This window comes from Bacillus cereus group sp. Bc010 (assembly GCF_027716745.1).
Classification (GTDB): domain Bacteria; phylum Bacillota; class Bacilli; order Bacillales; family Bacillaceae_G; genus Bacillus_A; species Bacillus_A pacificus.
Genome location: NZ_JAQFUY010000002.1, coordinates 1 through 26,004, shown reverse-complemented (window position 1 = coordinate 26,004; position 26,004 = coordinate 1). Strand labels below are relative to the sequence as shown.

Sequence of the window (26,004 nt, the reverse complement as noted above, 5' to 3'; positions counted from 1 at the left end):
TTTTATGTTACAATAGCAAATGGATTAGTAGGGAAATTCCAATTAAAGAAGCGTGAAAATACGAATGGATTAGGAGTGACTGTGTTGGAGCTAAGTCTCTATGAAAATACTGCACTTATTATATGCTTTGTGTTGTACGTTGGTAGTGTTATTGTTTATATTTCAAGGAAGTTTTCGCAAGAAAGAGAGCTTGAAAAATCAGAAATAACAGCTGAACTAGAAATGTTAGCTGATGAAAGTTATAAAAAACAAAAAATAAAAGAAGACCATGAGGCATCCCATCATTTAAACGCAAATAAGTTTTAAAGATGGGGATTTTTTTTGAAGTTATTCTTTATTATATTTATAGCAAATAACGCTAAAATGGAGTTTCCCCCTTATATAATGAAGGAGTGTATATAAATGAATTTTTATATCGCCTCAGGATTCCAAAATAAACACCTTGTACGTTCTATAGCAAATGAACTGAAACATGCAGGATGGCACCATACATATGATTGGACAAGAAATGAAAGAGCAGTGAATCAAGAACAATTAAGAGAAATTGGTCAGGCAGAAAAGAATGCTATTAAAGAAGCGGATGTATTTTTACTTATATTAGATGGTGGAAACGGCAGCCACACAGAGTTTGGAATGGCGATTGCGCTAGAGAAAAATATATATGTATATCATGAAGGAAATCTGCTCCAAACAACGTTCTATCATTTGCCAGAAATAAATATTTTTGAAGGAGATGCAGCAGAATTTGCATCTTATGTTATGAATCATGTGAAATAATAGTAACTGTCTACAAGGTTATAAAAGTGATCTTTTGGGTACAGTGATGATAAGAAATGTATATAAAGGAGTACATAATATGAAATTAGAAAATGGATGGGAAACGAGTTTTTTAGAAGTCGTACAAAATAGTGAATTTAAGAAAGATGCGCAGCTTAACCAATTACTTTTTGCAGATAGTGAAGAAGTAGAAGAGCTTGTTGATGATTATGGTTATGAAGAAATCATTGATCGCGAACATGATGATGAATTAGCGCATATTTTAGGAGAAGAACTTTTTAGTGAGATGGAACGACACGTATTTTTATCTTCACAGCCAGAAGAAAAACTTATTTCATTTGTAAATGGATTAGGTTTTCATGTGTTAGATTGGATCGTTCTTCTTGAAACAGAATTTAGCATTGATAGTGCAAACTTTACGTCAGACGCCGTGAAAACGTTAGAAAAGCGTTTTAGACAATTTCCATACATAGAGGACAAGACAATTTTTGATATGACATTTGGAGAAGCAATGGATGCATTAGAGTCCATTACGGGATTACAACTGAAGGAAAAGATGAACGTATAATGTAAAAAAGAACGTGAGGCTAATCACGTTCTTTTTTTACATTATAATAATTTTATCATCTAGTTTTGTTTGTCCGCTAAGAAGTGCGTTTAAATATTCCACTTTTCTTATACAGGCCTGTATATGTCTTTCAACCTCTTGTAACTCTGCTTGGTGATGCGTTTCAATAGGATGAATTTGTACGCTGAATTTTTCAAATTGACTACTATATGTTATTTCTGCATAGCCGCTCATAATATCGGTTTCGTTATGAAATAAAAATTGCTTCGTTTTGTCACAGAATGATACATTCTGAAAGCCATATACTTTTAATGCTTCAATTACTTTTTTTATCATTTTTGTATTCATTTTTTTAACCCTCTTTACGAAGTTCTACTTATACATTATAACATAAAAAATTACATAGAAAGCGCTTCCAAGTGTATTTTATTATAAACTTTACGTTTCAATCACAAAAATGAAACAAAGAAAAAATAATTGTAAAGAAGGAAGGACTCTTTTATTGTTTCGTCATATATATAGAGAAATAGTGCAATGAAAGGAAATTTTCCGAGGTGGAGATCGTATTTCCAATTTGAGCGCAGTAAAAGAGGTGAAGATCTTGAACTTTGATATTGTAGGACAAAAAGCATATATAAAAGATGGACCGCATCGGAACCGAATTGGAATTGTAAAGAAAAACGAGACAAAATTAGAATCGCAGTTTGCTATTGTAATTGGAGAACAAATCATTGATGTAGAGCTAAAGGATATCGTGTTAGTTGGAGTAGACGTAGGACAATTTCATAAATGGTGCGAACAAAATGGTTATTTGTGAAAAGGACGGGCTGTGAGATAATGAAATATATGTGAGGAAAGAGAATATGTTATTGTATTCTCTTTTTCTATGTGTAAGGAGACTGAGATGAAGTATACAGAACGAGATTTTACATTGGAGTTAAAAGAGAACATTCAATGCATGGAGAAGGAAATAGAGAGAATATCATTTAAACTGTATAAAGAGTATTCGTATTTATACATAGAAAAAAACATGGAGTTAGATATGGAATTTGCGCGGGGGAAAGAGAATCCTTTTGAGGTGGGTTATTATTCATCAGTTGCTATAGCTATATTAGATGAAGAAAAAGAGATGATTGAATTTCACGATATTCCAATTTGGAAATGCGAAAGAATCTTTTTAGGAATTTCAATTCAATCAAACATTTTTGGGAGTAAGAAAGTAGGGGAACTAGTTGATGAATCTTGTGATGAGATTGAGGAGGAGTTAAAAGAGCAACTAGAAGAGTTTTTAGTAGAAGTATAAAGCACGGTTTTTATAAAACCTTACAAAAGTGTAATTTTTATAAAGATTCGAAAAGATATATAATTTATTTATAATTATCTATTCTAATATACAGGTGGTGTTTTGCCATGGCTGAAGTAATTGGTAAAGCTTTATACATAGTGTTTGAAACAATATGTTATGCCTTATGTATAAAAGATAAAGAGGAAGATGAAAAGAAATAAAAAGGGACGCTAACAGTTTTGTTAGCGTCCTTTTTATTATGAAGCAATTTCACCAGTTTTTGTATCATCTTGATTGTACGTATCTTGATCTAATTCACCAAGCCATTTACTAGAAATAAGACCTGCTGTCATAGAACCACTTACGTTAAGAGCTGTACGCCCCATATCGATTAATGGTTCAACTGAGATAACAAGAGCGACAATACCGATTGGTAAGTTCATTGTAGATAGTACGATTAACGCTGCGAATGTTGCACCGCCACCAACACCGGCAACACCGAATGAGCTAATCGCAACGACAGCGATTAAAGTTAAAATAAATTGTGGTTGTAATGGATCGATTCCTACAGTTGGAGCGACCATCATTGCAAGCATCGCTGGATAAATACCTGCGCAACCGTTTTGTCCGATAGATACTCCAAATGATGCTGCGAAGTTTGCAATCCCTTCAGAAATACCAAGCTTTTCTTTTTGTGCTTCAATATTTAATGGCATTGCGCCAGCACTAGAGCGAGATGTGAATGCAAATGTTAATACAGGGAACACCTTTTTCAAATATTGAATTGGATTTAAACCAGATAGAGCAATTAATAATAAGTGGATAACGAACATTACGATAAGTGCTACGTAAGACGCTAACACGAAGTTACCAAGTTTTAAAATAGCATTTATGTCGCTACCAGCAACTGTTTTTGCCATAAGAGCTAATACGCCGTATGGAGTAAGACGTAAAATTAATGTTACCATACGCATTACAATTGCATATACAGCATCAAGCATTTTCTTAAATAGCTCTGCTTGTTCTGGATATTTTCGTTTTACACCTATAAAGGCGATGCCGATAAAGGCTGCAAATATTACAACAGAAATTGTTGATGTTGGACGAGCGCCTGTTAAATCAAGAAATGGATTTGTAGGCAATAGTTCTAATAATTTATCTGGAATTGTTGTTTTTTCAATAGAAGTAAATCTTTCTTCAACTAGCTTCAGACGAGCAGATTCTGCATCACCTTGTTGCAGACCAGTTGCAGATACATCAAATCCTGCACTTGCAGCGATACCGACAGCTGCAGCAATTCCTGTAGTAAGAATTAAAATTCCGATAATAAGACCACTAATTTTACCAAGGTTTTTCGTTAACTGTAATTTTGTAAATGCTGAAATAATAGATACTAAAATAAGTGGCATAACGATCATTTGAAGTAACTTCACATAACCGTTACCGATTAAGCCAAACCAAGTATTTGATTCAATAATTACTTTAGAAGTTGGCTCATAAATAAATTGTAATATAAGACCGAAGATAATTCCGACTCCTAAAGCGGTAAATACGCGTTTATTAAAAGATACATGCTTACGTTGCATATAATATAATACGCCAACTAAAATGAGCATGACTGCAACGTTAATTCCGGCAAGCAGTGTATTCATGTTGATTCCCCCTAATTCCAATCTGTTATATAGAATATAAGTCAATAAAACCTATAAGTCAACTAGGGAATTCCGGAATTAAAAAAAAGATGGCAAAATGCCATCTTTTAATGTCCAGCGCCAGGCACAAGTAAAAACGTCGTGTAGTATGTAAATCCTATGAAGAAAACAGTTAAATATGCCCCGAATACGTATATATACATACGCTCTGTTAATTTTAAATAGCTTAAAAGTACGAAGAAGCCTGTTTGTCCTAAAAATAGTAGTGCAGTCGAATGCATATCTCCTACGTAAAACATAACCGAGAAAATTCCAGTCCAAAAGCCGAGAACGCGAAACATGCGCTCCATGCCATCTCCCTCCTTTTCTAAAAAAAGTAAACCTCACTTCATTATAGTTTATTTTTCTTACTATTGTAAATATTCGTTCATATAAAAAGAAGCCAATTATAATCGGCTTCTTTTTATATGAGAGATTAAATTGTTAGTTTATAATTACAAGATTTACATCCATCTAGTAAACTATCGTTTCGTGTTAATTCCGTGTTAGGGAATAGGATTTCAAAAATCCCTTTCATCATATCTCCGTGCATATTACAAATTTCAGTTGGGTGATGGACAGCAACTTCTTTAAATGGACAATTGTGTACATCATAGAAAATTTTCGTTCCATCTGTACTTAATTCAAATGCAGGTGATAAGCCAGCTGTCGAAAAGGCTTCTTTTGCAATTTGAATTTTTTGTTCAACTGTTAAGGCATCTTCACTCACATTTAAACGCTGCATATGTTGTTGCATTAATTCGGCCCCGAATTGTTTCCCTGATTCGTAGAGCGCTTTTTCACCAGCAGCGCCAAGGCTAAGTAAAGAATTAAACGCGATTCTTGCTAACAATTGATAGTCACGGAATGGGAATTGTAATTGGATAACATCTTCAGATAATACATATAATCTGCTTGGTCGTCCGCCTTTTCCAGTTTTCTTCGTTTCAGATTTCAGCATATGAACATCTTCTAATTTAGATAAATGTAAACGCGCTACGTTTGGATGAATGTCAAACTCATCTGCAATTTCTTGTACAGTTACGTAACTATGTTTTTGAGAAATATATTTATAAATGTAATAACGAGTTGGGTCAGCTAAAACACCTGTAATTTTTAAAGCTTGTTCCATGAGGATCTCCACCTTTATCACTTTATCCAAGATAATAACATTATAATACAGATAAACATGGGTATAGGTAATTTTAGACAATAATTCGGAAATTGTTCATAATTTCACAAACATATTTTTCCTTTTTCATCTAGTGAAAATGCAAAAATACCGATTTTTCAAATGGATTTCTTCATGTTATATACATAGTGGGGAGGGAAAAATGATGAATGGAATTGAAAGCTTTGCGAATATGATTTTAAAAGAAGCGTGCAGGGTACAAGCGTCGGACTTACATATTGTGCCCCGGCAGAAGGATGTAGTGGTTCAACTGCGCATAGGAAAGGATTTAATGACGAAACAATACATTGAAAAGGAATTTGGAGAAAAACTTGTTTCACACTTTAAATTTTTAGCATCCATGGATATAGGAGAGAGGCGGAAACCACAAAACGGTTCATTATATATACAAATAGATGGACAAGAAGTGTATTTACGCCTTTCCACGCTTCCAACCGTATATCAAGAAAGTCTCGTTATTCGTCTTCATTTACAAGCGTCTATTCAGCCGTTATCTCATCTTTCGTTATTTCCAAGTACAGCGAAGAAACTACTTTCTTTTTTACATTATTCCCATGGATTACTCGTCTTTACGGGACCGACTGGTTCAGGAAAGACAACAACAATGTATGCATTATTAGAAGTAATTAGAAAAAAGAAAACACGTCGCATCGTTACGCTGGAAGATCCAGTTGAAAAAAGAAATGACGATGTATTACAAATTCAAATAAATGAAAAAGCAGGTATCACATATGAGGCTGGACTAAAGGCTATTTTGCGTCATGATCCAGATGTTATTTTAGTGGGTGAAATTCGTGATGAAGAAACAGCAAAAATCGCTATAAGAGCAAGTTTGACTGGCCATTTAGTAATGACGACACTGCATACGAATGATGCGAAAGGAGCAATACTTCGGTTCATGGATTTTGGTATAACGAGGCAAGAGATTGAACAATCTTTATTGGCTATAGCTGCACAGCGACTTGTTGAATTGAAGTGTCCGTTTTGCAAAAGAAAGTGCTCAACTGTATGTAAATCAATGAGGCAAGTAAGGCAAGCGAGTATTTATGAGTTGTTATATGGATATGAGTTAAAACAAGCGATTAAAGAAGCAAACGGGGAATGTGTCACGTACAAACATGAGACATTAGAGTCTTCGCTGCGAAAAGGATACGCTTTAGGATTTTTAGAAGAGGATGTTTATGTTTAAGAAAATATGGAGTTTAAGTGATCAAGTAATATTACTGAAACGATTAGGAGAACTATTAGAAAAAGGATACTCTCTTTTGCAGGCATTAGAATTTTTACGGTTTCAATTACCTTTAGAAAAGAAAGTACAATTGCAGCACATGATTGATGGATTAAAAAATGGAAAAAGTCTACACGATTCTTTTCATCAATTAAAGTTTCATCAGGAGATGTTAAGCTATTTATTTTATGCCGAGCAACATGGTGATATTTCTTTTGCGTTGCAACAAGGGAGTGCACTTCTTTATAAAAAGGATAAGTATAGGAAAGATATGATGAAAATAATGCAGTATCCTATGTTTTTGGCGTTCTTTTTAATAATCATGATTTTGATTTTTAACCGCATTTTATTACCACAGGTTGACATGGTATATAGTTCATTTGGTTCTACAGCACCGTTATTCACAGAACAAATATTAAATACAATTAAGCTACTACCCTATCTTATTTTTAGCACTATTTTTATTGTTATGGTGGGTTGTAGTGTATATATATTGTACTTTCGGAAACTCCCGCATATGAAGCGAGTAAAAATTATACTTCGTATCCCCCTCGTAAAAACATTTCTTATTTTAAAGCATTCGCATTATTTCGCTACTCAATTGAGCGGCTTATTACACGGAGGACTATCAGTACTTGAGGCTCTAACAATAATGATGGAGCAAAAGTATCAGCCGTTCTTTCAGTATGAAGCGGGCCGAGTTAAACACCAATTAATTGCGGGAGAACCGTTGCAATCTATTATTGCTAAAAGCGGATATTATGAGGAAGAACTTTCTTATATTATTACACATGGACAAGCGAACGGTAATTTGGCGATTGAATTAGGTGACTATAGTGATCTAATTATGGAAAAGATTGAGCAAAAAATTAAACGTATGTTAGTGATTATTCAACCGATTTTATTTACGTGTATTGGAGCAATAGTCGTTCTTATGTATTTAGCGATGATTATGCCAATGTTTCAAATGATGAATTCTATATAGGAGGCATTTACATGCAGAATGAGGAAGGGTTTACCCTTTTAGAAATGTTATTAGTTATGGTCGTCATCACTGTATTATTACTATTAATTATTCCGAATGTCGTTACGCAACGTTCATCCGTCGAAGGAAAAGGATGTAAAGCCTATGTGAAATCTATAGAAGCGCAAATACAAGTATATCAACTACAACATAATAAAATTCCCTCGCTAAAAGAGTTGATTGATGGGAAATATATTACAAAGGATGAGTGTCCGAATGGTGAAGCTATTCATATTTCTAATGATGGCACAGTAACAAGTGGGAAACTGTGAAGCAAAAAGGTTTTACACTTTTAGAAATGCTACTCGTTTTATTTGCAATTTCTGTACTAAGTATGGTCACGTATTTTCATGTACATTCATTATATGAAAAACAAAAAATTGAACAATTTTTAAGACAGTTTTCAAATGATATTTTGTATATGCAACAATTAGCCATAAACCGTCAAAAACACTATACATTACGATGGCATAAAGATAGACATATGTATTATATAGGGGAATCGAGTACGGATCTTTCTATCATTAAAAGAGAATATGATAACGATATACAATTGGATTTGAATACTTTTCCAAATCCGATGACATATAATCCGAGTGGAAATATTAATAGAGGTGGCACGATTTTACTTTCGTATCGAAGTTATAAATATGAGATTGTATTCCAGCTTGGAAGAGGGAGATTTACGTATCGTGAAATGTCAAAAAGGGTCAGTGATGGCTGAAATGCTTGTAGCATTAAGTATAGTAATGATGATGGTATCTTTACTACTTCCGCAAACAGTATTGATTATGCAAGAACGAAAAAACATACAAATTCGTTATAAGGCATTTGTATTATTAAAAAAAGAAGCAGCTTTATATATGTATGAGAATGAGGCAAAACAACAGAAAGAAAAAGTCATAAACGGAAATGTATATTACACATATTGGGGAGGAAATGAAGTTTGTGCGATGTGGAAAGATGTGAAAGGAAAAATGATGGAACAATGCTTTTATGCGGGAGAAAAAATGAATTAGAAGTTGGATTTACATTAATAGAAATGATCGTATGTTTTTTTCTGTTATCACTGTTCTTTTTACTCTTACCACGTTTAAACTTTATTGGAATAGAAAACAAGCAATCAAAAGGGTTAAATAATTGGGAATGGGATGTGTTTGTAGGACAAGTACAGTTAGAGTTTCGTGAAGTATCATTTGTGGAAAAAATAGTTCCTGAAAATAGAGAGAGTATGTTGCGCTTCCGTCTTCGCACTGGAGATGAAGTGACGTATGAAAAATTGAATAATCACCTTATAAGAAAAGTGAACATGCGCGGAAGAGAAGTTATATTACAAAATGTTGAAATGGTTTCGTATGAAGTAACACCTCATTTGCTCTTTATCAATGTGAAAGATAGGAGTGGGAAAATATATGAAGGTGTAGCTATTAGGTATAGTGAAATGGAAATAAATACATGAGAAAACAAGATGGGTTTACGATGCCAGGAACAATTATTTTTCTTGTATTATTAACTTCGTTCTTTATATACGAAACGAATATGTTGCTTATAGATAAAAAATTTTATATTGAAATAGAGCAAAAGTTTGTACTGGAGGAAATACTAAATCGATCTATTACAAATATAAAAAAAGACTTACAGCAAAAAGAAAAGGAAGGTACTTTTTTCTTTTCATATGAAAAGGGTGAAGCGAGTGGAAATTACGTATTTGAAAACGACGTTATTCTCGTTTCATTGCAGTGCAAAATCAAACAAGAAATTTTCTATAAAGTAAGCTTTCGGTATAGAAAAAAGGATGAGAAAATATTTGATTGGATAGAAGGATAGTATGTAAAATATATGGATAAAAAACCATGATTTCTCATTTAAAAATAGGCTGTGTTTTTTAAGGAAATGGATAAATAAAACAATTAAAAGTTTAAATTTTCTCAAAAAAGAGAAAGGTAGAAAGAATATGATATATTCATGCTATCCAATCATTATTTTTAGGGAGAATAGGGAAATGACAAACAACAATCAAATAGGTGAAAATAAGGAACAAACTATTTTTGATCATAAAGGAAATGCAATTATGACAGAAGATAGGGAAATACAAATTATTTCAAAATTCGAAGAACCTCTTATTGTCGTGTTAGGAAATGTATTAAGTGATGAAGAGTGTGATAAATTAATTGAATTGTCTAAAAATAAATTAGCACGTTCTAAAGTTGGTTCATCACGTGATGTAAATGATATTCGAACGAGTAGTGGTGCATTTTTAGATGATAATGAACTTACTGCGAAGATTGAAAAACGAATTTCATCTATCATGAATGTTCCTGTTTCGCATGGAGAAGGATTACACATTTTAAATTATGAAGTGGATCAACAATATAAAGCACACTATGATTATTTTGCGGAACATAGTAGATCAGCTGCTAATAATCGTATTAGTACGCTTGTCATGTACTTAAATGATGTAGAAGAAGGCGGAGAAACTTTCTTTCCGAAATTAAATCTTTCTGTGCATCCTAGAAAGGGAATGGCAGTATACTTTGAGTATTTCTATCAAGATCAATCACTAAATGAGCTTACGTTACACGGAGGGGCACCTGTAACGAAAGGTGAGAAATGGATTGCAACGCAGTGGATGAGAAGAGGTACTTATAGATAAAGCGAGTATGTTACGTTTTGTTCTTCAGTGTATAAGAAGAACAAAACGTTTTTTTATTAAATAAAGTAGCATCTTTCGTTATAATAACAAGTAATACATGACGATTGAGAGGAACGAAAATGAAATCTATATACATAACCGGCTATATGGGAGCTGGGAAAACAACAATTGGAAAAGCATTAAGTAAAGAACTTTATATGGATGTTATAGATACAGATCAAAAAATTGAAGAGAAGCAAGAGAAGGAGATTCGTGATATTTTTGCCGAAGAAGGCGAAATGGCTTTTCGGGAATATGAAAGTGAGATGTTACGTTCACTACCTGTTGAAAATGTAATCATTACAACTGGCGGCGGAATCATTGAGCGAGAGGAAAACCGAAAGTGGATGAAGGAAAATGGCACTGTTGTGTATTTATATTGTGATCCACATGTAATTGCAGAAAGGCTTCGTGAAGATACGACACGTCCACTATTTCAGAAGAAAGATATAGATGCATTTGTAATGAAATTCGAATTGCGCCGAGCTTATTATGAAGAGGCCCATATCCATATTGATACGACGAATAAGTCTGTAAAGCAAATTATGGATGAATTAAAAGAAAAGATTAATGAATAAAAAAGTGGACATACTAATCAAGTAGAGGTGATGATAATATGTCTACTAATGATTATGTTCGCTTTGTGACACAGCAGTTTGTGTCGTATATGGATGCTCCAAAAGAAGATCGTAAACAAAAGAAAGAACAACGCCGTGCTGAAAAAGAGCCATTTATGAATAAGTGGTTTGGTGTTATGCCGCTAAGTGCTGCTTTGTTTTATCAAAACGTAAAAAATAAAAGAAAAAAATCAAGTTAAAGATTTCGTAATATGTGTAGCAAAATGAAAATCCCCTAGTAGCATCATACTACTAGGGGATCTTCATTTACTGCATAGACTCTTTTTCTTCTGTAACGGCATGTATTTTATTGTTCACCCAGACAAATCCAATTCCGATACAAATGGAAATGCCCCATCCAACAGCGGTCATAATTGCTCTCATTTCACCGTAGCCATCTACACCGAAAACAGAGATGAAATAAATTTTTAAGAAGCTTTTTAATATGAATTGTAGACCGAAAAAGAGCGTTAAATATTGCAATGCTGGATAGATACGACTATCACGATACAGTTCACGACTTTTATCACGGTCATGGCCTTGCAGTGCAGCAATATCTGCTGCGAAATATAACATAAGTGGTTTTTTTATAAAAATTGTACATATAACGATAATACCGAGTACGATGTGATAATACGCATCGTTCCACAACATTCGTTCAGCCGATCCAGATAATAGATCTACCGTTGTATTAGAAATGAGTGTAATTAAAATAAAGAACCCTGTTACGTTAAACTGTTTTTCTTTTTTAAAGGTATACAGTGTATAAATAATCCCTGGAACAGAGGAAAGTAACATCGCGTAATAAGGATCGATATAAGGTTTTGCAAATTTCCAAATGAGGAATGGGATTACGAGATAAAAGACAAGATCTAATATAGCTTTTTTATTTTGATTCATATACAGCCTCCTTAAGTCATACATATATTTTATAATATAATTTCTGAAAATTGTATAAGGTTTAGTGGAAAAAGAAAAAGTATATGATTAGTAGATTGAAAAAAATACCCCTAGCGTAGTAAGTTTTTTTAGTATATAATAAAGGAAACGCTTTCATTTTTAGTTTGTTCACAAAATGGACGGAAAATCACATATTTACTATCGATATGTTGCTTTATAATGAAACTAATTAAATATACATGCATACAATATTGTGAAATAAATAACATAAATAATTTATATAAATGTAAACGTTATCAAAAGAGAGAGGTGGAGGCAATGAGTAAATTTTTCTTCAATCATAATCCAGCAACAGTAGAGGATGGAAGGCTTGTTGAATATGCTGAAATTATTTATGGAGAAGGCGGCCGTTCTGTATTAGAAAATTTAATGGTGAAGGCATCTATCAGATTGCGTGATCGTTATCCGAATAAATCTGACGAGCAGATCTCGAACCTAGTAAATAAAGGCATCCATGATATGTTTCAAAAATATGTGAGTGAGTAAGAGTAGCCATTGGCTACTCTTATTTTTTTGTATAAGGATGGTGTCTCTAGCTGAAAATAAGGGTGTATTTTGAAAAATATAAATTGTTAAAATTTGTTAAATGATAAGCGGAACTAAAAAATAGGAAGGGGTAATATAATGTTAAGAAGTTTTATTATAATTTTGGCATTTTTAGGTTTGAACTTTTCTTCCGTAGTATTTGTAGAGGCTAAAAGTAACATGACCTCACATGAGGATAATAGTACTTTTCGCTATAAACATAATTATAAAAAATTATACAAGTTCCTAAATATCCCTAAAGAAGAATATAGTAAGTCTATACAGAATGGCAAGTCATTAGGTGAAATTGCCGTAGAACAAGGGATTCACGAAAAAGAATTGATTGTTTTTTTGAAAAAGGAAGTATTAAAGCAATTACACCAACAATGGAAAACTGGAAAACTTAATACACGTACATACAAAGGGATAAAAGGACATGTAGATGACTTTGTTAAGGATGATATACATTTTAAATATAAAGAATTTAAAAGAAACTCATCTGGTTAAACCGAAAAATCATTGATGTAGGAATGTTTCTACACCAATGATTTTTCATTTTTCTTTGAATTATACTAATCAGACTGCATTGTATATAATCGATAATATTCCTTTTCTAAGATCATGAGTTCATCACGGATACCTGTTTCAATGATCTCTGCTTGTTTAAAAACTATAATTCGGTCTGCAATTTTTGTTGAAGCCATTCTATGAGAAATATATATTGTTATTTTATTTTTAGTTATTTCTTCAAATTTCTTAACTCGGAGAGCGTACCTTGTATTTATGAACAATCATGGATGCCTTTAATCATGAAATCATTAGTTATGTCATCAGCGAATCATAAACACCGATATTAGTGATGAAGACATTAAAATAAGCAATGAGAGGCCGAAAAGTAAAAGATATCCTTCTTCACTTGATATTTATACAGCGAAAAAATTTCAAGCGTATACCAAAGAAAACGACATTATCACCAGCATGTCCCGGAGAGGAAATTGTCATGATAATGCCGTCATGTAAAGCTTCTTTGGTCATTTGAAAAGTGAAGTTTCTACTCGCAAGAGATAATAAAAGTATCCAATATAACTGTGCGAAAGAGTGTGCTAGAATAAATTTATTACTACAATTGTGTGCGAATTAAAGAAAAATTAAACCACCTATCCTCTAAAGAATTTAGGGAATAGATGGTTTAGGTATTTTGATATATGTTCCGTTTTCGGGGGCCACTTCAAAAATGAAGGGGCTTTTTAAGTTAGAAAATGATTCGCGGTAACATAAAAGAGTCCACCGTTAATAATTTGTACTGTAATGCGGGGTTCATATTGTTCTTGCAGTGCTTGTTTTTCAATTTCATAGCTTTCAGGAAGTTCATCACTTTCTTCATAAAAACGATTTAAAAGGTCCAAATCGTGATTCCAGCGCACTCTTGCTTCTTTCGCCCACGTATGGTCATCTTCTGCAATAATATTTTTTAAAGCATCCTCTATGCGTTGTAAACCACTTTGCGGTTTAATAATAGGCGAGAGCGTAAAACAAAAGTCAGGTATTTTCGGTGTAAGTTTAATTTTAGTTAATGTTTCATGAAAGTTTGCAATCATTGTGCCAGAAATAAGATGAATGCCAATCGAATGAAGAATATCTTTTTTTCGATCACATTGATAGGAAACTTTTATATTTACACCGAGCCACGGATGGAGCGGTGTATGCGTTGCTCCGCTATGCCGTACTTCTTCATATAAACGTATGTAAGAACCTAATTCTTTTGTCGTTTGAAAAATTTGATGCAGGCGTGGGGAACCGTAGTGGATAAGCTCGCCATCGTTTTCTTCATTTTCTGGATTTGTAATAAGAGTAAGGCGCATCGGATTCGGTACGCCCCCTGTTTTTTCAAGATAGTGCCAATAAAAAGGGCGATTCATTAATAATTTATCCATTTCAATTGTTAACTGCACATCTAATAAATGAGGAGAACGTTCTAAAATTTCACAGTTATTCGCCTCAAAAAAATTGTATAAGTAATTATGAATTTCATGTTGCTGCATAGCCTTGCACCTCAGCTTCATTTCGTTTCGCAAAGTCGATAATAGATGTTAAGTTTTCCATCTTAATTCGGATTTCTCCTTCGCTTTTTGATTGCGCAAATATTTCTTGAATGTGTGCGTCGATGTTTTTCATATTAATTCTCGTTAAAATTTCATCAAGTTCACCGATCACACGCTCAAATAAATTAATTTTTTCATATAACAGTTTCAAAATATGTTCTTCCACAGTGTGTTTTGTAGCTAAGTTATAAATATGAACATCATTCTTTTGACCAAGGCGGTGAATACGTCCGATTCTTTGTTCAAGGCGCATTGGGTTCCATGGTAAATCGTAATTGATCATATGGCTACAAAATTGTAAGTTAATTCCTTCACCACCAGCTTCCGTTGCGATTAGCACTTGCGCATGATTTTGGAAAAGTTCCTTCATCCAATCTTTCTTTCCCCGTTTAAATCCGCCGCGGAATGGGACAGAAGAAATACCGTGCTGTTGTAAAAACCATTGTAAGTACATTTGTGACGCTCGGTATTCTGTGAAAATGACGACTTTATCGTCAATTTCTTTTATAAGCTCTAGCGCTTTATTTGCTTTTGAGTTAAAAGGAATACGGTTAATTTTGTCCATTAGCACATCAATATGCGGATCTTTTACGTAATTCTCATTTTCCTTCTGTCGTTTTTCTACATGTTTTTTTAATGAATAGTAAACGGCCTCGCGACTACTACACGCTTCCCGTTTTAAAGTTAATGATGAGAAAGCAGATGTGAAGGCGTCTTGTCCTCGCCAATTTTCGATATCATTATATAGAGCTTGCTCTTCTTCATTAAACTCAACAAAAATTGTACGTACATGTCTCTTTGGCCAATCAATCCCGGTATTATGACGCCGATTTCGGACCATTACTTTGTTAATAAGAGCTTTTAAATCTTCATCAGATTCGGCTGAACGATTTTTTGAAGCATAATATTCTTCAAAATTGGATTGATTGCCTAAGTGTCCTGGTTTTAATAAAGAAACGAGGTTGAAAATTTCATCAATCTTATTTTGGACAGGAGTAGCGGTTAATAATAAACAAAATTTCTTTTTTAATCGCTGTGCAAATTCATAGTTTTTTGTTTTATTATTTTTCAGTTTATGTGCTTCATCGATAATAATAAGGTCATATTCTAAGTTCAAAACGATATCACGATGTGGTGAACGTTTTGCAGTATCAATTGATGATACAATCACATCGGCTTGTTCCCACGAGTAGCTTTTCTTTTGAGCTACAGCTGGAATAAAAAACTTTGTATTTAATTCGTATGCCCATTGTGATACGAGAGAGGCTGGAACGAGTATAAGTACTTTTTTCACAAGGCCGCGGACCATATATTCTTTTAAAATAAGTCCAGCTTCAATCGTTTTTCCAAGTCCTACTTCATCTGCTAGAATCGCTTTACCATTCATTTGTTCAATAACATTTTGAGCAACTTCTAATTGATGAGGAAGTGGTGTGAAATGGGATAAATGTTTCGGTGCTTGTAATCCATCAAAAGTAGGAACAAGTAATGATTTTTCTGTTTCATAAGCTAAATGATATAAATCCCAGTTTGTCCAAGGACCATCTTCATCAATTCTATTTAAAAAATTGTTTTGCCACGTTCGATCTATGGAAATATCGACATTCATTACGACTCTCCCACCTTTTATAAACTAAAGTAATTATGAAAAAATCTTTAATATATAAGCCTTGTAAAAAGGCGCTATTACACTTACTGAAAGGTAAACAATAAGTAAAGATAAAGGACTAAATCTTAAAAACTGTATGTAATAAGATTAAGCGTAAAAAATTCTAAATTATTTTTTATGCTAGAATATTGATGAAATATAGCGAATAATGTTAGGATAATGGTGTGAAATGTGTGGAATCTTTCGTATTTTATCCAAGAAAGTGATTTTTTATTTACGCTTTCATAAAAAAATATAATGAGATTCCGTATATCCTATCTTTTCAGAGTGAAAATGTTTAGATAAGGGAAACAACTTTTATTGATTTGTCAGAGCATAAGGGGGAGAGAGCATGATTACATTACAACGTACACCGTTATTTGATGTATACGCGAAGTATGGTGGGAAAACAATCGACTTCGGTGGTTGGGAGTTACCAGTTCAATTTTCAAGCATTAAAGAAGAACATGAAGCTGTACGTACAGCGGCAGGTTTGTTCGATGTGTCTCATATGGGAGAAGTTGAGGTAAAAGGTGTAGATAGTTTAGCATTTTTACAACGTGTTGTTACAAATGACGTATCTACCTTAAAGGTAGGGGGCGCACAATATACAGCTATGTGCTACGAAAATGGTGGTACAGTAGATGATTTATTAATCTACAAACGTGGTGAAGAAGACTATTTATTAGTTATCAACGCATCAAATATCGAGAAAGATTACGAATGGTTAGCTAGCCATGTAATTGGCGATGCGACAGTAGTCAATGTTTCTAGTGAAGTTGCACAGCTTGCAATTCAAGGACCAAAAGCAGAAGGCATTTTACAAAAAGTTGTGTCAGAAGATTTGAAAGAAATTAAGTTCTTTAAATTTAAAAACGATATTCTTGTAGATGGAATTCCAGCACTTGTATCTCGTACAGGTTATACAGGTGAAGATGGATTTGAAATTTACTGTAAGAGTGAAGATGCTGCAAAACTTTGGGAGAAACTTCTTGAAGTTGGAGCAGAAGAGGGCTTAAAACCATGTGGTTTAGGTGCTCGTGATACACTTCGTTTCGAAGCAACATTACCACTTTACGGTCAAGAATTATCAAAAGATATTACACCGGTTGAAGCTGGAATTGGCTTTGCGGTAAAACCAAATAAAGAAGCAGACTTCTTTGGGAAAGCGACTTTAAAAGAGCAAAAAGAAAACGGTGCGCCTCGTAAGTTAGTCGGCATCGAAGTAATCGAACGTGGAATTCCTCGTACGCATTACCCTGTATTTATTGGAGAAGAAAAAATCGGGGAAGTAACGAGTGGTACACAATCTCCAACGTTAAAGAAAAGCATTGGTTTAGCACTAATTGATGTAAAATACGCAGCAGTTGATACAGAAGTAGAAATTGAAATTCGTAATAAACGCGTCAAAGCAGTAGTTGTTCCAACACCATTTTATAAACGTTCAAAGTAACGGGGAGAGGGGTAGATTTCATGTTGCATCGTTATCTTCCAATGACAGAAGAAGACAAAAAAGAAATGTTACAAACGATCGGCGTTCAAACGATCGATGAGTTATTCTCTGATATTCCAGAGAGTGTTCGTTTTAAAGGGGATTTAAAAATTAAAGAAGCAAAATCAGAGCCAGAGCTTTTAAAAGAGTTATCTCAAATGGCTAGTAAAAATGCTAACTTAAAAGAGTACGCTTCTTTCTTAGGAGCAGGCGTATACGACCATTACGCTCCAGTAATCGTAGATCATGTTATCTCTCGCTCAGAATTTTATACAGCTTACACGCCATACCAACCGGAAATTTCACAAGGGGAATTACAAGCAATTTTTGAATTCCAAACAATGATTTGTGAATTAACAGGAATGGATGTAGCAAACTCTTCTATGTACGACGGAGGTACAGCTTTAGCTGAAGCGGCAATGCTAGCAGCTGGCCATACTTGTAAAAAGAAAATTCTTGTATCTAGCGCAGTTCATCCAGAATCAAGGGCTGTACTTGAAACATATGCAAAAGGTCAACACCTTGAAGTTGTTGAAATTAATCATAAAGATGGTGTAACAGATTTAGACGTATTACAAAGTGAAGTAGATGATACAGTTGCTTGTGTAATCGTTCAATATCCAAACTTCTTCGGACAAGTTGAAAAATTAGCTGAGATTGAAAAAATCGTTCATCAACAAAAATCATTATTTATCGTTTCTTCAAATCCATTATCATTAGGCGCATTAACACCACCAGGAAAATTTGGTGCTGATATTGTCATCGGTGATGCACAACCATTTGGTATCCCAACGCAGTTTGGTGGACCACACTGTGGTTACTTTGCAACGACGAAAGCATTCATGCGTAAAATTCCAGGACGTCTTGTCGGACAAACTGTAGATTCAGATGGTAAACGTGGATTTGTATTAACGTTACAAGCACGTGAACAGCATATTCGCCGTGACAAAGCGACATCTAACATTTGTTCCAACCAAGCGTTAAATGCATTAGCAGCATCAGTTGCAATGACGGCACTTGGTAAACAAGGTGTGAAAGAAATGGCACGTCAAAACATTTCTAAAGCACAATATGCAAAACGTCAATTTGAAGCGAAAGGCTTCACAGTTACATTTGCTGGACCATTCTTCAATGAGTTCGTTGTAGATTGCAAGCGCCCAGTGAAAGAAGTAAACGATGCATTATTACAAAAGAATATTATCGGCGGTTACGACCTAGGCCGTGATTATAAAGAGCATGAGAACCATATGCTTGTAGCAGTAACTGAGCTTCGTACAAAAGAGGAAATTGACACACTTGTAAACGAAATGGGGGCTATCCAATGAAGAACCAAGACCAAGCACTTATCTTTGAAGTAAGTAAAGAAGGACGCATAGGATATAGCCTACCAAAATTAGATGTAGAAGAAGTGAAACTAGAAGATGTATTTGAGAGCGATTATATTCGAGTAGAAGATGCAGAGCTACCAGAAGTATCTGAACTTGATATTATGCGCCACTATACAGCACTTTCAAACCGTAACCACGGTGTTGATTCTGGTTTCTATCCACTTGGATCTTGTACGATGAAATATAATCCGAAAATTAATGAGAGTGTAGCTCGTTTCGCAGGATTTGCAAATATTCATCCGTTGCAAGATGAAAAGACAGTACAAGGTGCAATGGAATTAATGTACGATTTACAAGAGCATTTAATTGAAATTACAGGTATGGATACTGTTACATTACAACCAGCAGCTGGTGCACACGGAGAATGGACAGGCTTAATGTTAATTCGTGCATACCATGAAGCAAATGGTGACTTTAACCGTACGAAAGTAATTGTTCCTGACTCTGCTCACGGAACGAATCCAGCATCTGCAACTGTAGCTGGTTTTGAAACAATTACGGTAAAATCAAATGAACATGGTTTTGTTGACTTAGAAGACTTAAAACGTGTTGTAAATGAAGAAACAGCAGCACTTATGTTAACAAACCCTAATACATTAGGTTTATTCGAAGAAAATATTTTAGAAATGGCAGAAATCGTCCATAACGCAGGCGGTAAATTATACTATGATGGTGCAAACTTAAATGCAGTATTAAGCCAAGCGCGCCCAGGAGATATGGGATTTGACGTTGTGCATTTAAACCTTCATAAAACATTTACAGGTCCTCACGGCGGCGGTGGCCCAGGTTCTGGTCCAGTAGGTGTGAAAGCTGATTTAATTCCGTACTTACCAAAACCAATTTTAGAGAAAACGGAAGATGGCTATCGCTTTAACTATGATCGTCCAGAGGCAATTGGGCGCGTAAAACCATTCTACGGTAACTTCGGAATTAACGTTCGTGCATACACATACATTCGTTCTATGGGTCCAGATGGCTTGCGTGCAGTAACGGAGTATGCGGTATTAAATGCGAACTATATGATGAGAAGATTAGCACCATTCTATGATCTTCCATTCGATAGACATTGTAAGCATGAGTTTGTATTATCAGGTCGTCGTCAAAAGAAACTTGGTGTACGTACATTAGATATCGCAAAACGTCTGCTTGATTTCGGTTACCATCCACCAACAATTTACTTCCCATTAAATGTGGAAGAATGTATTATGATTGAGCCGACAGAAACAGAATCAAAAGAAACATTAGACGGTTTCATTGATAAGATGATTCAAATCGCTAAAGAAGTAGAAGAAAATCCAGAAGTTGTACAAGAAGCACCTCATACAACAGTCATTAAACGTTTAGACGAAACGATGGCTGCACGTAAACCAGTTTTACGTTATGAAAAGCCAGCTCCTGTACAAGTTTGATTAGAATAACAAAAAAGAACTCGCTGCGGCGGGTTCTTTTTTGTATGGAGAATTTGTGCAGAAGTGGTGCAGAAAATGTTAAAAATTTATATTTTTTGTTTCATAATGGTGTAAAGAAGCAGTTTTATAGGTGATTTTGTTGAAAAAGTCAGTTTGATAAAAGTATTTATTTTTGTTAGAATTTTATTGAAATTAAGAAGATGTGATGAGGCAAAAATTACTCATTTTTATGTATATGTGAAAAAACGAGCAAGACGGGGGTGAAAGTGTGGGATATCGATGTTATAGAATGGTATACCATTTAGAAAATGGAGAAACAATTAAAGATGTAAAAGAATTTTGCTATCGAGACCAAGGAAAAGTGTTAGAAAGAGTAGCGCATCGTGTAATGGATAATAGAGAAGTGACGGCAATTGATAAGCAAGGAACGATCATTTCAATAGCATGTGAGGACATTGTAAAGGTGGAACTTGATTACATAACAGAAAGTTAACCTTGAGTCATATCGAATTATTCGATAAAATATACTGTTGAATGGTGAAGTGAGAAGAGAGGAGTTTATCATGGGTAGTACAAGACACTTTTATATGTTTATCTTAGCGTTTGTTCTTGTTGTGGCATTAACGATTTATTTAATTGTTGATAGCACTTGGTACAACACAGTTCATCCGGCGTTCCTTCTGTTTATGTATGTAGGAATTGCGGTAGTGAGTTTCGGAATGAGAGATGAGATGTTAGATCGCTTTGAAAAGTGATACATATACGAAAGACCAACAGGAAAATGTTGGTCTTTTTTTCTTGCCAAAAATAGGATGGTGTGTATATACTGTATATATAAGGTATATACAGTATATACACACTGGAGGAAAACATGAATATTATTATTTCGAATTCTTCCCAAGACCCTATTTATGTACAAATAAGAAAACAATTAAGCCAGCTTATTTTAAATGGTGGTTTAAAGGGTGGAGACCAATTACCGTCTATTCGTAGCTTAGCGAAGGAATTGCAAATTAGTGTAATTACAACGAAGCGTGCGTACGAGGAGCTTGAGAAAGAAGGATATATAGAAACTGTTGCTGGGAAGGGGACTTATGTTTCACGTAAAAATAATGAACTATTAAAAGAACAGCGGCTTCGCCTATTGGAAAGTAAAGCGGAAGAGATTGTGAATGAAAGTAAAGCGTTACAGCTTTCACTTGAAGATTTACAGCAGATGATAGCGTGTTTATATGAGGGGGAATAAAGGGTGTTAGAGCTAAAAAACGTATGTAAAAGTTATGAAGATTTTGCAGTGAAAAATATAAGTTTTACATTACCACGCGGATATATTATGGGATTTGTCGGACCGAATGGAGCCGGGAAAAGTACGACGATTAAAATGATTATGAATTTAATTAGAAAAGATAGTGGAGATATAAAAATTTTTGGCAAGGACAATAAGAAAGCCGAAAAGGAAATAAAACAAAATATCGGCTTTGTATATGATGAAAATCATTATTACGAAGATTTAACGTGTGAACAAATGAAGCGTATTATTGCACCGTTATATAAAAAATGGGATGAAGAGCAGTATCAATCGTATATGCATAGATTGCAAGTTCCAAAGTATAAAAAAATTAAAGAACTATCAAAAGGGATGAAAATGAAATTTGCGATTGCCATCGCGCTCTCGCACCACGCAGAATTTATCATCATGGATGAACCAACAGCAGGATTAGATCCAGTTGTTCGAAGTGAATTACTTGATATGTTGCAAGAAATTGTAATGGAAGATGAAGTATCCGTATTATTCTCAACGCACATTACAACAGATTTAGAGCGCATTGCAGATTATATTACGTTTATCAACGATGGAGAAATTATATTTACTGGTGAAAAAGAAGACTTAATGGAGAACTACGTAATCGTAAAAGGAAGTAATGATTTATTAGATCGAGAAGGAAAAGAACTGTTTGTTGGATTACGAAAAAATAAATTTGGTTTCGAAGGTTTAGCGAAGGATAAACAAGCAATTATAGACTGGTTTGGAAATGAGGTTGTACTAGAAAAGCCTACATTAGATGATATTATCGTTTACACGGCGAAAGGGAGAGGTGCCTATGCGTCAGCTCGTATATAAAGATTTGTTCTTTTTTCGGGGGATATGGCCAGTGTATCTTATTATACCCTTTATATTCTTTTTATTTGAACCCGGTGAGGGAATGCTGTTTCCTATGAGTTGTTTATTTATAACTCTTTCCTCAGTTATTATATTAATCATAATAGATGAACGGAATACAAGTGACATTATGATTAATAGTTTACCGCTAAGTAGAAAGGGTATCATAATTGCTAGATATATTTCCTGTGCAATATTCATTGTAGGGGGCATGATTTCTACTATGCTAGTTGTTTTTCTTATAAGGTGTATCGCTGTTATTGGTGATATCGGTGCATACTATCCTAAGCTTTATATTGAGATTTCATGGTATGAAGTAATAAATGGAATTGTTTATGCCGTATTTTGGATGGTCACTTTTTTCCCTATTTATTATGTTACAAAATCAAAGGCGGTAATAAGTATAATAGCAGCAGCTTCAATAATAGTTAGCGGGATACTTTGGATATTTATTAGTGATGGACTGAAGGAAGTAGCACCTTCATTCCTTGATTGGATTATGAATCCTCTGCATATTGGTATATTTATAGTTGGATTCATTGCATTAGTCAGTATTTATATCGCTTCTATGTTTCTTACAATTAAAATTTATGAAGCACGTGATTTGTAGAGAGGGGAATTCATATGCAACAGTTGATTTTGAAGGAGCTTTTTTTACAGAAGAAGATGTTTCCTTTCTATTTTTTAATCCCTATTTTATCTATTTTTAAGAATTCCGTCGACCCGATGGGGATTGCAATAGGGTTATTTATAACATGTAGTACGATTATATATATTTCTTTTTATTATGACGAGAAAAGTAAAGCAGAAAAAGTATTAGTGAGTTTGCCTATAACGAGACAAGAGATAGTTATAGCTAAATATATTTCAAGCACAGTATTTATTATGGGTGGTTTGAGTGTAACTTTTATAGTCATAATATTAAAAAATATTTTGTTGGACGGGGATATAGTTATGCCTGGATATGCAGTGTTTTCAGCAATAGTAGCAACTTTGATTTATTGTGTAGTAACGATACCTGCTAATTACATTGGAGGATATAAAGCTATTACTGTCTTGAATTTAATTATGCTTTTTCCTTTAATGGGTATGATTGGTCTTATGTGCAATGTTTTTGGTGATAAAATAATTATGTTAAAAGTACTTCAATCTGAAGATGCTACGCTAGCAATGGGTGTTCTTGGAATCGGAGTGTTAGTAAGCATATTCATATCAATGATTCTCTCAATGAAAATGTTTCAGGAGGTAGAGTTATAGAAGGGACATTTTCATATTAGGAGGTGTAATACATGATCAAGCAACTAGTTTTAAAAGATATGATGTTGCAAAGAAAGTTAGGGTTTGTTTATCTTATATGTTTCTTGTTCCTACTCATTGTTGATTTTCGCAGTGATAGTTTTTTGATGACATTTAGCATGTTTGTACCTGCTCTTGGCATAATACTCTCAATGAGTTATGAGGGGAAAAATAAAAGTGAAACGATAGTAAATAGTTTACCGTTTGAGCGTAAAGATATTGTAATAGGGAAATACATATTTGTAAGTGTTTTAGTTGCTCTAGGTGGATGTTTCTCACTAGTGGTTGGTTTCATACAGTTACAAAATGAACATATGACTGGATTTATGCTGTGGGGACAAATTCTCGGTGGTATAACAGGTGGGGTTGTTTGTAGCATAATTGTACTTCCGATTGAATTCTCAGTAGGATATAGCAGTGCCAAACAAATTGCTCCGTTCGCCGGACTTGCATTGGGGTATTTAAGTGGACTGATTGTCAGTAACGTCTGGTTAGATGTAGAGAATGTTTGGAACACGAGTCTAGTCGTAAATGTTTGTTTTATAGTAGGACTCATTCTTTTGTATATTATGTCCATGTTGCTTTCAATTAGCTTATATAATGAGCGTGATCTATGAGGGGAGGAGTAATCGTGAGGCAACTCATAATAAAGGATTTTATCATGCAATGGAAGCATTTAATATGGTACTTAATATATCCTCTTTTCTTGTATATGACATTAACAGATATTAAAAGCTTTTACGTAATTATGTCAGCTATAATTCCAGTTATAGCAATTTTAAAAACATTTAATGATGATAAAAAATATGATGGTGAAGTAATGTTAAATAGTTTACCGCTAGCAAAAAAAGAAATTGTAGTAGCTAAATACATAATGGCACTTATTGTTTTTATTATAAGTATGATAGTGTCTAGTCCTTTAGTAATCAATCAGTTTGAGGGTGGAACTTTTGAATTTATAACGAAAACATTAGTTACGATTACTGGCTTTGTTTTTATATATTTAAGTCTTGTCTTACCGATATCGTTTTGGTTAGGATATAAAAAATCTATTTTTATTACGCTTTTTATACTAATGGCACCGATTGTTATTGTAGAAATGTTCTTTCAAGTTAACATAGAACAAATTCATTTACATAATGGAGTATTGTTAATTTGTTCTATTTGTATGTTGCTTTTATCTGTACTTGCTTCAGTAAAGCTATATGAAAAAAGAGAATTTTAAAAGGTGCCCTATAAAAGGCACCTTCTTCAATAACGACAATAGGAAAGTAAAAGTTTATAAACAGAGAGATTACTCGGTACAACATCTTTCGGAGTATGTAATATAAAGCTGAAAACGATAACGAGAATGAGAAAGAGGAAAAATAAAAATAGGATCTGCTTATGTACGGAATTTTGCATATTATTCACTCCTTTTTTAGGTAGTATGTCCAAAAGAAAGGAGTGTATGAAACATTTTAGGAGGGGAGAATGATGAACAAAAGAAAATGGTTATATAGAATAGGGGTATTTTTCGTTTCAATCGGTCTCATATTAGCAAATGTTTATTCAGATATACCACCGTTATTTCCTAGTTTGCATAAAGGGGTTGGTATAAGTATTGTCATAGTTGGTCTATTTTGTCTTATCACATCAAACTTCTACAGAAAGTCTGAATGAATATAAAAAAGGACAGTTACTCTTTTTCAGAAGAACTGTCCTTTTTGAATAACTTATTCCATAGCTTGGCGATACTCCATATAATGACAAGTGCAATGGAGGCAATAATGGACCAAACGATTGATATTATTTCAAGTGTCATGTTAGCAAGGAATGTGAGAATGGATACTATTTTATGAAACAATGATTCTATTATGTGAAAACTGATTTTTGACACTCCCACGGCTAAAGCCGCAAGCTGACTAACGTCAGTGGGATTCTTGCTACCAAAGGCGACGTCTATTTCT

General features: G+C 34.0%; 38 protein-coding genes and 1 pseudogene. 30 read left to right on the top strand and 9 right to left on the bottom strand.

Features of this window, described 5'->3' with window-relative positions; translation table 11 throughout:
* The first annotated feature begins 12 nt into the window (after window positions 1–12).
* The 3 genes from PDQ68_RS03185 (at window position 13) to PDQ68_RS03175 (ending at window position 1,345) form a co-directional block, all read left to right on the top strand.
* Entirely contained in the window at window positions 13–306 is a 294-nt protein-coding gene (locus PDQ68_RS03185; RefSeq protein ID WP_046648288.1) for a DUF3966 domain-containing protein, read from the top strand.
* 96 nt (window positions 307–402) lie between these two features.
* Window positions 403–777 (top strand): nucleoside 2-deoxyribosyltransferase, encoded by a 375-nt coding sequence (locus tag PDQ68_RS03180; protein WP_001012337.1) that lies wholly within the window; start codon window positions 403–405, stop codon window positions 775–777.
* Window positions 778–856: 79 nt separating this feature from the next.
* Entirely contained in the window at window positions 857–1,345 is a 489-nt protein-coding gene (locus tag PDQ68_RS03175; protein ID WP_061184068.1) for a hypothetical protein, read from the top strand.
* A gap of 36 nt (window positions 1,346–1,381) precedes the next feature.
* Here the strand turns inward: PDQ68_RS03175 and PDQ68_RS03170 are convergent, their stop codons facing one another.
* On the bottom strand, window positions 1,382–1,693 hold the full coding sequence (locus PDQ68_RS03170) for a hypothetical protein (RefSeq protein ID WP_061184067.1): 312 nt from the start codon (window positions 1,691–1,693) through the stop codon (window positions 1,382–1,384).
* A gap of 253 nt (window positions 1,694–1,946) precedes the next feature.
* Between PDQ68_RS03170 and PDQ68_RS03165 the strand changes: the two genes are divergently transcribed.
* Both PDQ68_RS03165 and PDQ68_RS03160 read left to right on the top strand, forming a co-directional pair.
* Window positions 1,947–2,162: a DUF3912 family protein gene (locus PDQ68_RS03165; RefSeq protein ID WP_001008330.1), complete on the top strand. Its 216-nt coding sequence runs from the start codon at window positions 1,947–1,949 to the stop codon at window positions 2,160–2,162.
* 87 nt (window positions 2,163–2,249) lie between these two features.
* Window positions 2,250–2,648 carry a hypothetical protein gene (locus PDQ68_RS03160; RefSeq protein WP_061184066.1) on the top strand — a complete coding sequence of 133 codons (399 nt, stop codon included), beginning with the start codon at window positions 2,250–2,252 and terminating at the stop codon, window positions 2,646–2,648.
* 239 nt (window positions 2,649–2,887) lie between these two features.
* On the opposite strand, the gene PDQ68_RS03155 is transcribed toward PDQ68_RS03160, so the two are convergent.
* The 3 genes from PDQ68_RS03155 to PDQ68_RS03145 form a co-directional block, all read right to left on the bottom strand.
* Entirely contained in the window at window positions 2,888–4,282 is a 1,395-nt protein-coding gene (locus PDQ68_RS03155; RefSeq protein WP_061184065.1) for an L-cystine transporter, read from the bottom strand.
* 107 nt (window positions 4,283–4,389) lie between these two features.
* On the bottom strand, window positions 4,390–4,632 hold the full coding sequence (locus tag PDQ68_RS03150) for a DUF2626 domain-containing protein (RefSeq protein WP_000440713.1): 243 nt from the start codon (window positions 4,630–4,632) through the stop codon (window positions 4,390–4,392).
* A 125-nt stretch (window positions 4,633–4,757) separates the two neighbouring features.
* Entirely contained in the window at window positions 4,758–5,453 is a 696-nt protein-coding gene (locus tag PDQ68_RS03145) for a helix-turn-helix transcriptional regulator (protein ID WP_061184064.1), read from the bottom strand.
* A gap of 205 nt (window positions 5,454–5,658) precedes the next feature.
* Here PDQ68_RS03145 and comGA point away from each other — a divergent pair, with 205 nt between their 5' ends.
* From comGA to PDQ68_RS03095, 10 genes are all read left to right on the top strand, one after another.
* Entirely contained in the window at window positions 5,659–6,702 is a 1,044-nt protein-coding gene (comGA, locus tag PDQ68_RS03140) for a competence protein ComGA (RefSeq protein ID WP_001013195.1), read from the top strand.
* On the top strand, window positions 6,695–7,726 hold the full coding sequence (gene comGB, locus PDQ68_RS03135; protein WP_016718476.1) for a competence type IV pilus assembly protein ComGB: 1,032 nt from the start codon (window positions 6,695–6,697) through the stop codon (window positions 7,724–7,726). The genes comGA and comGB overlap by 8 nt, the downstream gene beginning before the upstream one ends.
* Before the next feature lie 11 nt (window positions 7,727–7,737).
* Entirely contained in the window at window positions 7,738–8,037 is a 300-nt protein-coding gene (gene comGC, locus PDQ68_RS03130; RefSeq protein WP_001178694.1) for a competence type IV pilus major pilin ComGC, read from the top strand.
* Entirely contained in the window at window positions 8,034–8,489 is a 456-nt protein-coding gene (gene comGD, locus PDQ68_RS03125) for a comG operon protein ComGD (RefSeq protein ID WP_016718475.1), read from the top strand. The genes comGC and comGD overlap by 4 nt, the downstream gene beginning before the upstream one ends.
* The gene (gene comGE / locus PDQ68_RS03120) at window positions 8,482–8,784 is read left to right on the top strand and encodes a competence type IV pilus minor pilin ComGE (protein ID WP_000829518.1); all 303 of its coding nucleotides are present in this window, start codon (window positions 8,482–8,484) and stop codon (window positions 8,782–8,784) included. The genes comGD and comGE overlap by 8 nt, the downstream gene beginning before the upstream one ends.
* Window positions 8,754–9,224, top strand: coding sequence for a competence type IV pilus minor pilin ComGF (gene comGF, locus PDQ68_RS03115; RefSeq protein WP_000923056.1), 471 nt, complete (start codon window positions 8,754–8,756; stop codon window positions 9,222–9,224). The genes comGE and comGF overlap by 31 nt, the downstream gene beginning before the upstream one ends.
* Entirely contained in the window at window positions 9,221–9,592 is a 372-nt protein-coding gene (gene comGG, locus PDQ68_RS03110; protein WP_061184063.1) for a competence type IV pilus minor pilin ComGG, read from the top strand. Before comGF ends, comGG begins: the two co-directional genes overlap by 4 nt.
* A gap of 175 nt (window positions 9,593–9,767) precedes the next feature.
* Window positions 9,768–10,418, top strand: a complete 651-nt coding sequence (locus PDQ68_RS03105; RefSeq protein WP_016718474.1) for a 2OG-Fe(II) oxygenase — start codon at window positions 9,768–9,770, stop codon at window positions 10,416–10,418.
* A 119-nt stretch (window positions 10,419–10,537) separates the two neighbouring features.
* Window positions 10,538–11,035, top strand: a complete 498-nt coding sequence (locus tag PDQ68_RS03100; RefSeq protein ID WP_016718473.1) for a shikimate kinase — start codon at window positions 10,538–10,540, stop codon at window positions 11,033–11,035.
* A gap of 38 nt (window positions 11,036–11,073) precedes the next feature.
* Window positions 11,074–11,274: a YqzE family protein gene (locus PDQ68_RS03095; RefSeq protein WP_000106079.1), complete on the top strand. Its 201-nt coding sequence runs from the start codon at window positions 11,074–11,076 to the stop codon at window positions 11,272–11,274.
* A 67-nt stretch (window positions 11,275–11,341) separates the two neighbouring features.
* Here the strand turns inward: PDQ68_RS03095 and PDQ68_RS03090 are convergent, their stop codons facing one another.
* Together PDQ68_RS03090 and PDQ68_RS03085 are read right to left on the bottom strand one after the other, a co-directional pair.
* Entirely contained in the window at window positions 11,342–11,974 is a 633-nt protein-coding gene (locus tag PDQ68_RS03090; protein ID WP_001073109.1) for a VC0807 family protein, read from the bottom strand.
* Between the two features lie 128 nt (window positions 11,975–12,102).
* A complete protein-coding gene (locus PDQ68_RS03085) occupies window positions 12,103–12,219 on the bottom strand; it encodes a hypothetical protein (protein WP_003279814.1) in 117 nt (38 codons plus the stop codon).
* Between the two features lie 73 nt (window positions 12,220–12,292).
* On the opposite strand from PDQ68_RS03085, the gene PDQ68_RS03080 reads away from it, so the two are divergent.
* The 3 genes and pseudogenes from PDQ68_RS03080 to PDQ68_RS28965 form a co-directional block, all read left to right on the top strand.
* Window positions 12,293–12,520: a hypothetical protein gene (locus PDQ68_RS03080; protein ID WP_000032699.1), complete on the top strand. Its 228-nt coding sequence runs from the start codon at window positions 12,293–12,295 to the stop codon at window positions 12,518–12,520.
* A gap of 138 nt (window positions 12,521–12,658) precedes the next feature.
* Window positions 12,659–13,066 (top strand): hypothetical protein, encoded by a 408-nt coding sequence (locus PDQ68_RS03075; RefSeq protein ID WP_016718472.1) that lies wholly within the window; start codon window positions 12,659–12,661, stop codon window positions 13,064–13,066.
* A 462-nt stretch (window positions 13,067–13,528) separates the two neighbouring features.
* Window positions 13,529–13,743, top strand: a pseudogene (locus tag PDQ68_RS28965) (IS3 family transposase); the annotation flags it as partial.
* A 63-nt stretch (window positions 13,744–13,806) separates the two neighbouring features.
* Here PDQ68_RS28965 and PDQ68_RS03065 read toward each other — a convergent pair.
* Both PDQ68_RS03065 and PDQ68_RS03060 read right to left on the bottom strand, forming a co-directional pair.
* On the bottom strand, window positions 13,807–14,601 hold the full coding sequence (locus PDQ68_RS03065; RefSeq protein ID WP_001183969.1) for a YqhG family protein: 795 nt from the start codon (window positions 14,599–14,601) through the stop codon (window positions 13,807–13,809).
* Complete coding sequence (locus tag PDQ68_RS03060; protein ID WP_001100019.1) at window positions 14,588–16,270, bottom strand: DEAD/DEAH box helicase; 1,683 nt, start codon at window positions 16,268–16,270, stop codon at window positions 14,588–14,590. Before PDQ68_RS03060 ends, PDQ68_RS03065 begins: the two co-directional genes overlap by 14 nt.
* A 391-nt stretch (window positions 16,271–16,661) precedes the next feature.
* Here PDQ68_RS03060 and gcvT point away from each other — a divergent pair, with 391 nt between their 5' ends.
* From gcvT to PDQ68_RS03000, 12 genes are all read left to right on the top strand, one after another.
* A complete protein-coding gene (gene gcvT, locus PDQ68_RS03055) occupies window positions 16,662–17,762 on the top strand; it encodes a glycine cleavage system aminomethyltransferase GcvT (RefSeq protein ID WP_000631772.1) in 1,101 nt (366 codons plus the stop codon).
* A gap of 20 nt (window positions 17,763–17,782) precedes the next feature.
* Complete coding sequence (gcvPA, locus tag PDQ68_RS03050; protein ID WP_061184062.1) at window positions 17,783–19,126, top strand: aminomethyl-transferring glycine dehydrogenase subunit 1; 1,344 nt, start codon at window positions 17,783–17,785, stop codon at window positions 19,124–19,126.
* Window positions 19,123–20,598 carry an aminomethyl-transferring glycine dehydrogenase subunit 2 gene (gene gcvPB / locus PDQ68_RS03045; RefSeq protein WP_061184061.1) on the top strand — a complete coding sequence of 492 codons (1,476 nt, stop codon included), beginning with the start codon at window positions 19,123–19,125 and terminating at the stop codon, window positions 20,596–20,598. The genes gcvPA and gcvPB overlap by 4 nt, the downstream gene beginning before the upstream one ends.
* Before the next feature lie 289 nt (window positions 20,599–20,887).
* A complete protein-coding gene (locus PDQ68_RS03040; RefSeq protein ID WP_000262495.1) occupies window positions 20,888–21,091 on the top strand; it encodes a DUF3929 family protein in 204 nt (67 codons plus the stop codon).
* 70 nt (window positions 21,092–21,161) lie between these two features.
* Complete coding sequence (locus PDQ68_RS03035; RefSeq protein WP_000535935.1) at window positions 21,162–21,353, top strand: hypothetical protein; 192 nt, start codon at window positions 21,162–21,164, stop codon at window positions 21,351–21,353.
* Window positions 21,354–21,469: 116 nt separating this feature from the next.
* A complete protein-coding gene (locus PDQ68_RS03030; RefSeq protein ID WP_001021351.1) occupies window positions 21,470–21,844 on the top strand; it encodes a GntR family transcriptional regulator in 375 nt (124 codons plus the stop codon).
* A gap of 3 nt (window positions 21,845–21,847) precedes the next feature.
* Window positions 21,848–22,720 (top strand): ABC transporter ATP-binding protein, encoded by an 873-nt coding sequence (locus tag PDQ68_RS03025; RefSeq protein WP_000891296.1) that lies wholly within the window; start codon window positions 21,848–21,850, stop codon window positions 22,718–22,720.
* On the top strand, window positions 22,701–23,369 hold the full coding sequence (locus PDQ68_RS03020; protein WP_016718470.1) for an ABC-2 transporter permease: 669 nt from the start codon (window positions 22,701–22,703) through the stop codon (window positions 23,367–23,369). The genes PDQ68_RS03025 and PDQ68_RS03020 overlap by 20 nt, the downstream gene beginning before the upstream one ends.
* A 14-nt stretch (window positions 23,370–23,383) precedes the next feature.
* The gene (locus PDQ68_RS03015; RefSeq protein WP_061184060.1) at window positions 23,384–24,016 is read left to right on the top strand and encodes an ABC-2 transporter permease; all 633 of its coding nucleotides are present in this window, start codon (window positions 23,384–23,386) and stop codon (window positions 24,014–24,016) included.
* 32 nt (window positions 24,017–24,048) lie between these two features.
* A complete protein-coding gene (locus tag PDQ68_RS03010) occupies window positions 24,049–24,672 on the top strand; it encodes an ABC-2 transporter permease (RefSeq protein WP_061184059.1) in 624 nt (207 codons plus the stop codon).
* 14 nt (window positions 24,673–24,686) lie between these two features.
* Window positions 24,687–25,280: an ABC-2 transporter permease gene (locus PDQ68_RS03005; protein WP_061184058.1), complete on the top strand. Its 594-nt coding sequence runs from the start codon at window positions 24,687–24,689 to the stop codon at window positions 25,278–25,280.
* Between the two features lie 248 nt (window positions 25,281–25,528).
* Window positions 25,529–25,717, top strand: coding sequence for a hypothetical protein (locus tag PDQ68_RS03000; RefSeq protein WP_041184700.1), 189 nt, complete (start codon window positions 25,529–25,531; stop codon window positions 25,715–25,717).
* A gap of 16 nt (window positions 25,718–25,733) precedes the next feature.
* On the opposite strand, the gene PDQ68_RS02995 is transcribed toward PDQ68_RS03000, so the two are convergent.
* On the bottom strand, window positions 25,734–25,940 hold the full coding sequence (locus tag PDQ68_RS02995; RefSeq protein ID WP_062821302.1) for a DUF3975 family protein: 207 nt from the start codon (window positions 25,938–25,940) through the stop codon (window positions 25,734–25,736).
* Window positions 25,941–26,004: the final 64 nt, after the last annotated feature.

Excerpts from the sequence above, each read along its gene's own strand:
- PDQ68_RS03180 (WP_001012337.1), top strand. The coding sequence starts at position 403 with ATGAATTTTTATATCGCCTCAGGATTCCAAAATAAACACCTTGTACGT.
- PDQ68_RS03175 (WP_061184068.1), top strand. The coding sequence starts at position 857 with ATGAAATTAGAAAATGGATGGGAAACGAGTTTTTTAGAAGTCGTACAA.
- PDQ68_RS03170 (WP_061184067.1), bottom strand. The coding sequence starts at position 1,693 with ATGAATACAAAAATGATAAAAAAAGTAATTGAAGCATTAAAAGTATAT.
- PDQ68_RS03160 (WP_061184066.1), top strand. The coding sequence starts at position 2,250 with ATGAAGTATACAGAACGAGATTTTACATTGGAGTTAAAAGAGAACATT.
- PDQ68_RS03155 (WP_061184065.1), bottom strand. The coding sequence starts at position 4,282 with ATGAATACACTGCTTGCCGGAATTAACGTTGCAGTCATGCTCATTTTA.
- PDQ68_RS03150 (WP_000440713.1), bottom strand. The coding sequence starts at position 4,632 with ATGGAGCGCATGTTTCGCGTTCTCGGCTTTTGGACTGGAATTTTCTCG.
- PDQ68_RS03145 (WP_061184064.1), bottom strand. The coding sequence starts at position 5,453 with ATGGAACAAGCTTTAAAAATTACAGGTGTTTTAGCTGACCCAACTCGT.
- comGA (WP_001013195.1), top strand. The coding sequence starts at position 5,659 with ATGAATGGAATTGAAAGCTTTGCGAATATGATTTTAAAAGAAGCGTGC.
- comGB (WP_016718476.1), top strand. The coding sequence starts at position 6,695 with ATGTTTAAGAAAATATGGAGTTTAAGTGATCAAGTAATATTACTGAAA.
- comGC (WP_001178694.1), top strand. The coding sequence starts at position 7,738 with ATGCAGAATGAGGAAGGGTTTACCCTTTTAGAAATGTTATTAGTTATG.
- comGE (WP_000829518.1), top strand. The coding sequence starts at position 8,482 with ATGGCTGAAATGCTTGTAGCATTAAGTATAGTAATGATGATGGTATCT.
- comGF (WP_000923056.1), top strand. The coding sequence starts at position 8,754 with ATGCTTTTATGCGGGAGAAAAAATGAATTAGAAGTTGGATTTACATTA.
- comGG (WP_061184063.1), top strand. The coding sequence starts at position 9,221 with ATGAGAAAACAAGATGGGTTTACGATGCCAGGAACAATTATTTTTCTT.
- PDQ68_RS03105 (WP_016718474.1), top strand. The coding sequence starts at position 9,768 with ATGACAAACAACAATCAAATAGGTGAAAATAAGGAACAAACTATTTTT.
- PDQ68_RS03100 (WP_016718473.1), top strand. The coding sequence starts at position 10,538 with ATGAAATCTATATACATAACCGGCTATATGGGAGCTGGGAAAACAACA.
- PDQ68_RS03095 (WP_000106079.1), top strand. The coding sequence starts at position 11,074 with ATGTCTACTAATGATTATGTTCGCTTTGTGACACAGCAGTTTGTGTCG.
- PDQ68_RS03090 (WP_001073109.1), bottom strand. The coding sequence starts at position 11,974 with ATGAATCAAAATAAAAAAGCTATATTAGATCTTGTCTTTTATCTCGTA.
- PDQ68_RS03085 (WP_003279814.1), bottom strand. The coding sequence starts at position 12,219 with ATGCATGTATATTTAATTAGTTTCATTATAAAGCAACATATCGATAGT.
- PDQ68_RS03080 (WP_000032699.1), top strand. The coding sequence starts at position 12,293 with ATGAGTAAATTTTTCTTCAATCATAATCCAGCAACAGTAGAGGATGGA.
- PDQ68_RS03075 (WP_016718472.1), top strand. The coding sequence starts at position 12,659 with ATGTTAAGAAGTTTTATTATAATTTTGGCATTTTTAGGTTTGAACTTT.
- PDQ68_RS03065 (WP_001183969.1), bottom strand. The coding sequence starts at position 14,601 with ATGCAGCAACATGAAATTCATAATTACTTATACAATTTTTTTGAGGCG.
- PDQ68_RS03060 (WP_001100019.1), bottom strand. The coding sequence starts at position 16,270 with ATGAATGTCGATATTTCCATAGATCGAACGTGGCAAAACAATTTTTTA.
- gcvT (WP_000631772.1), top strand. The coding sequence starts at position 16,662 with ATGATTACATTACAACGTACACCGTTATTTGATGTATACGCGAAGTAT.
- gcvPA (WP_061184062.1), top strand. The coding sequence starts at position 17,783 with ATGTTGCATCGTTATCTTCCAATGACAGAAGAAGACAAAAAAGAAATG.
- gcvPB (WP_061184061.1), top strand. The coding sequence starts at position 19,123 with ATGAAGAACCAAGACCAAGCACTTATCTTTGAAGTAAGTAAAGAAGGA.
- PDQ68_RS03040 (WP_000262495.1), top strand. The coding sequence starts at position 20,888 with ATGGTATACCATTTAGAAAATGGAGAAACAATTAAAGATGTAAAAGAA.
- PDQ68_RS03035 (WP_000535935.1), top strand. The coding sequence starts at position 21,162 with ATGGGTAGTACAAGACACTTTTATATGTTTATCTTAGCGTTTGTTCTT.
- PDQ68_RS03030 (WP_001021351.1), top strand. The coding sequence starts at position 21,470 with ATGAATATTATTATTTCGAATTCTTCCCAAGACCCTATTTATGTACAA.
- PDQ68_RS03020 (WP_016718470.1), top strand. The coding sequence starts at position 22,701 with ATGCGTCAGCTCGTATATAAAGATTTGTTCTTTTTTCGGGGGATATGG.
- PDQ68_RS03015 (WP_061184060.1), top strand. The coding sequence starts at position 23,384 with ATGCAACAGTTGATTTTGAAGGAGCTTTTTTTACAGAAGAAGATGTTT.
- PDQ68_RS03010 (WP_061184059.1), top strand. The coding sequence starts at position 24,049 with ATGATCAAGCAACTAGTTTTAAAAGATATGATGTTGCAAAGAAAGTTA.
- PDQ68_RS03000 (WP_041184700.1), top strand. The coding sequence starts at position 25,529 with ATGATGAACAAAAGAAAATGGTTATATAGAATAGGGGTATTTTTCGTT.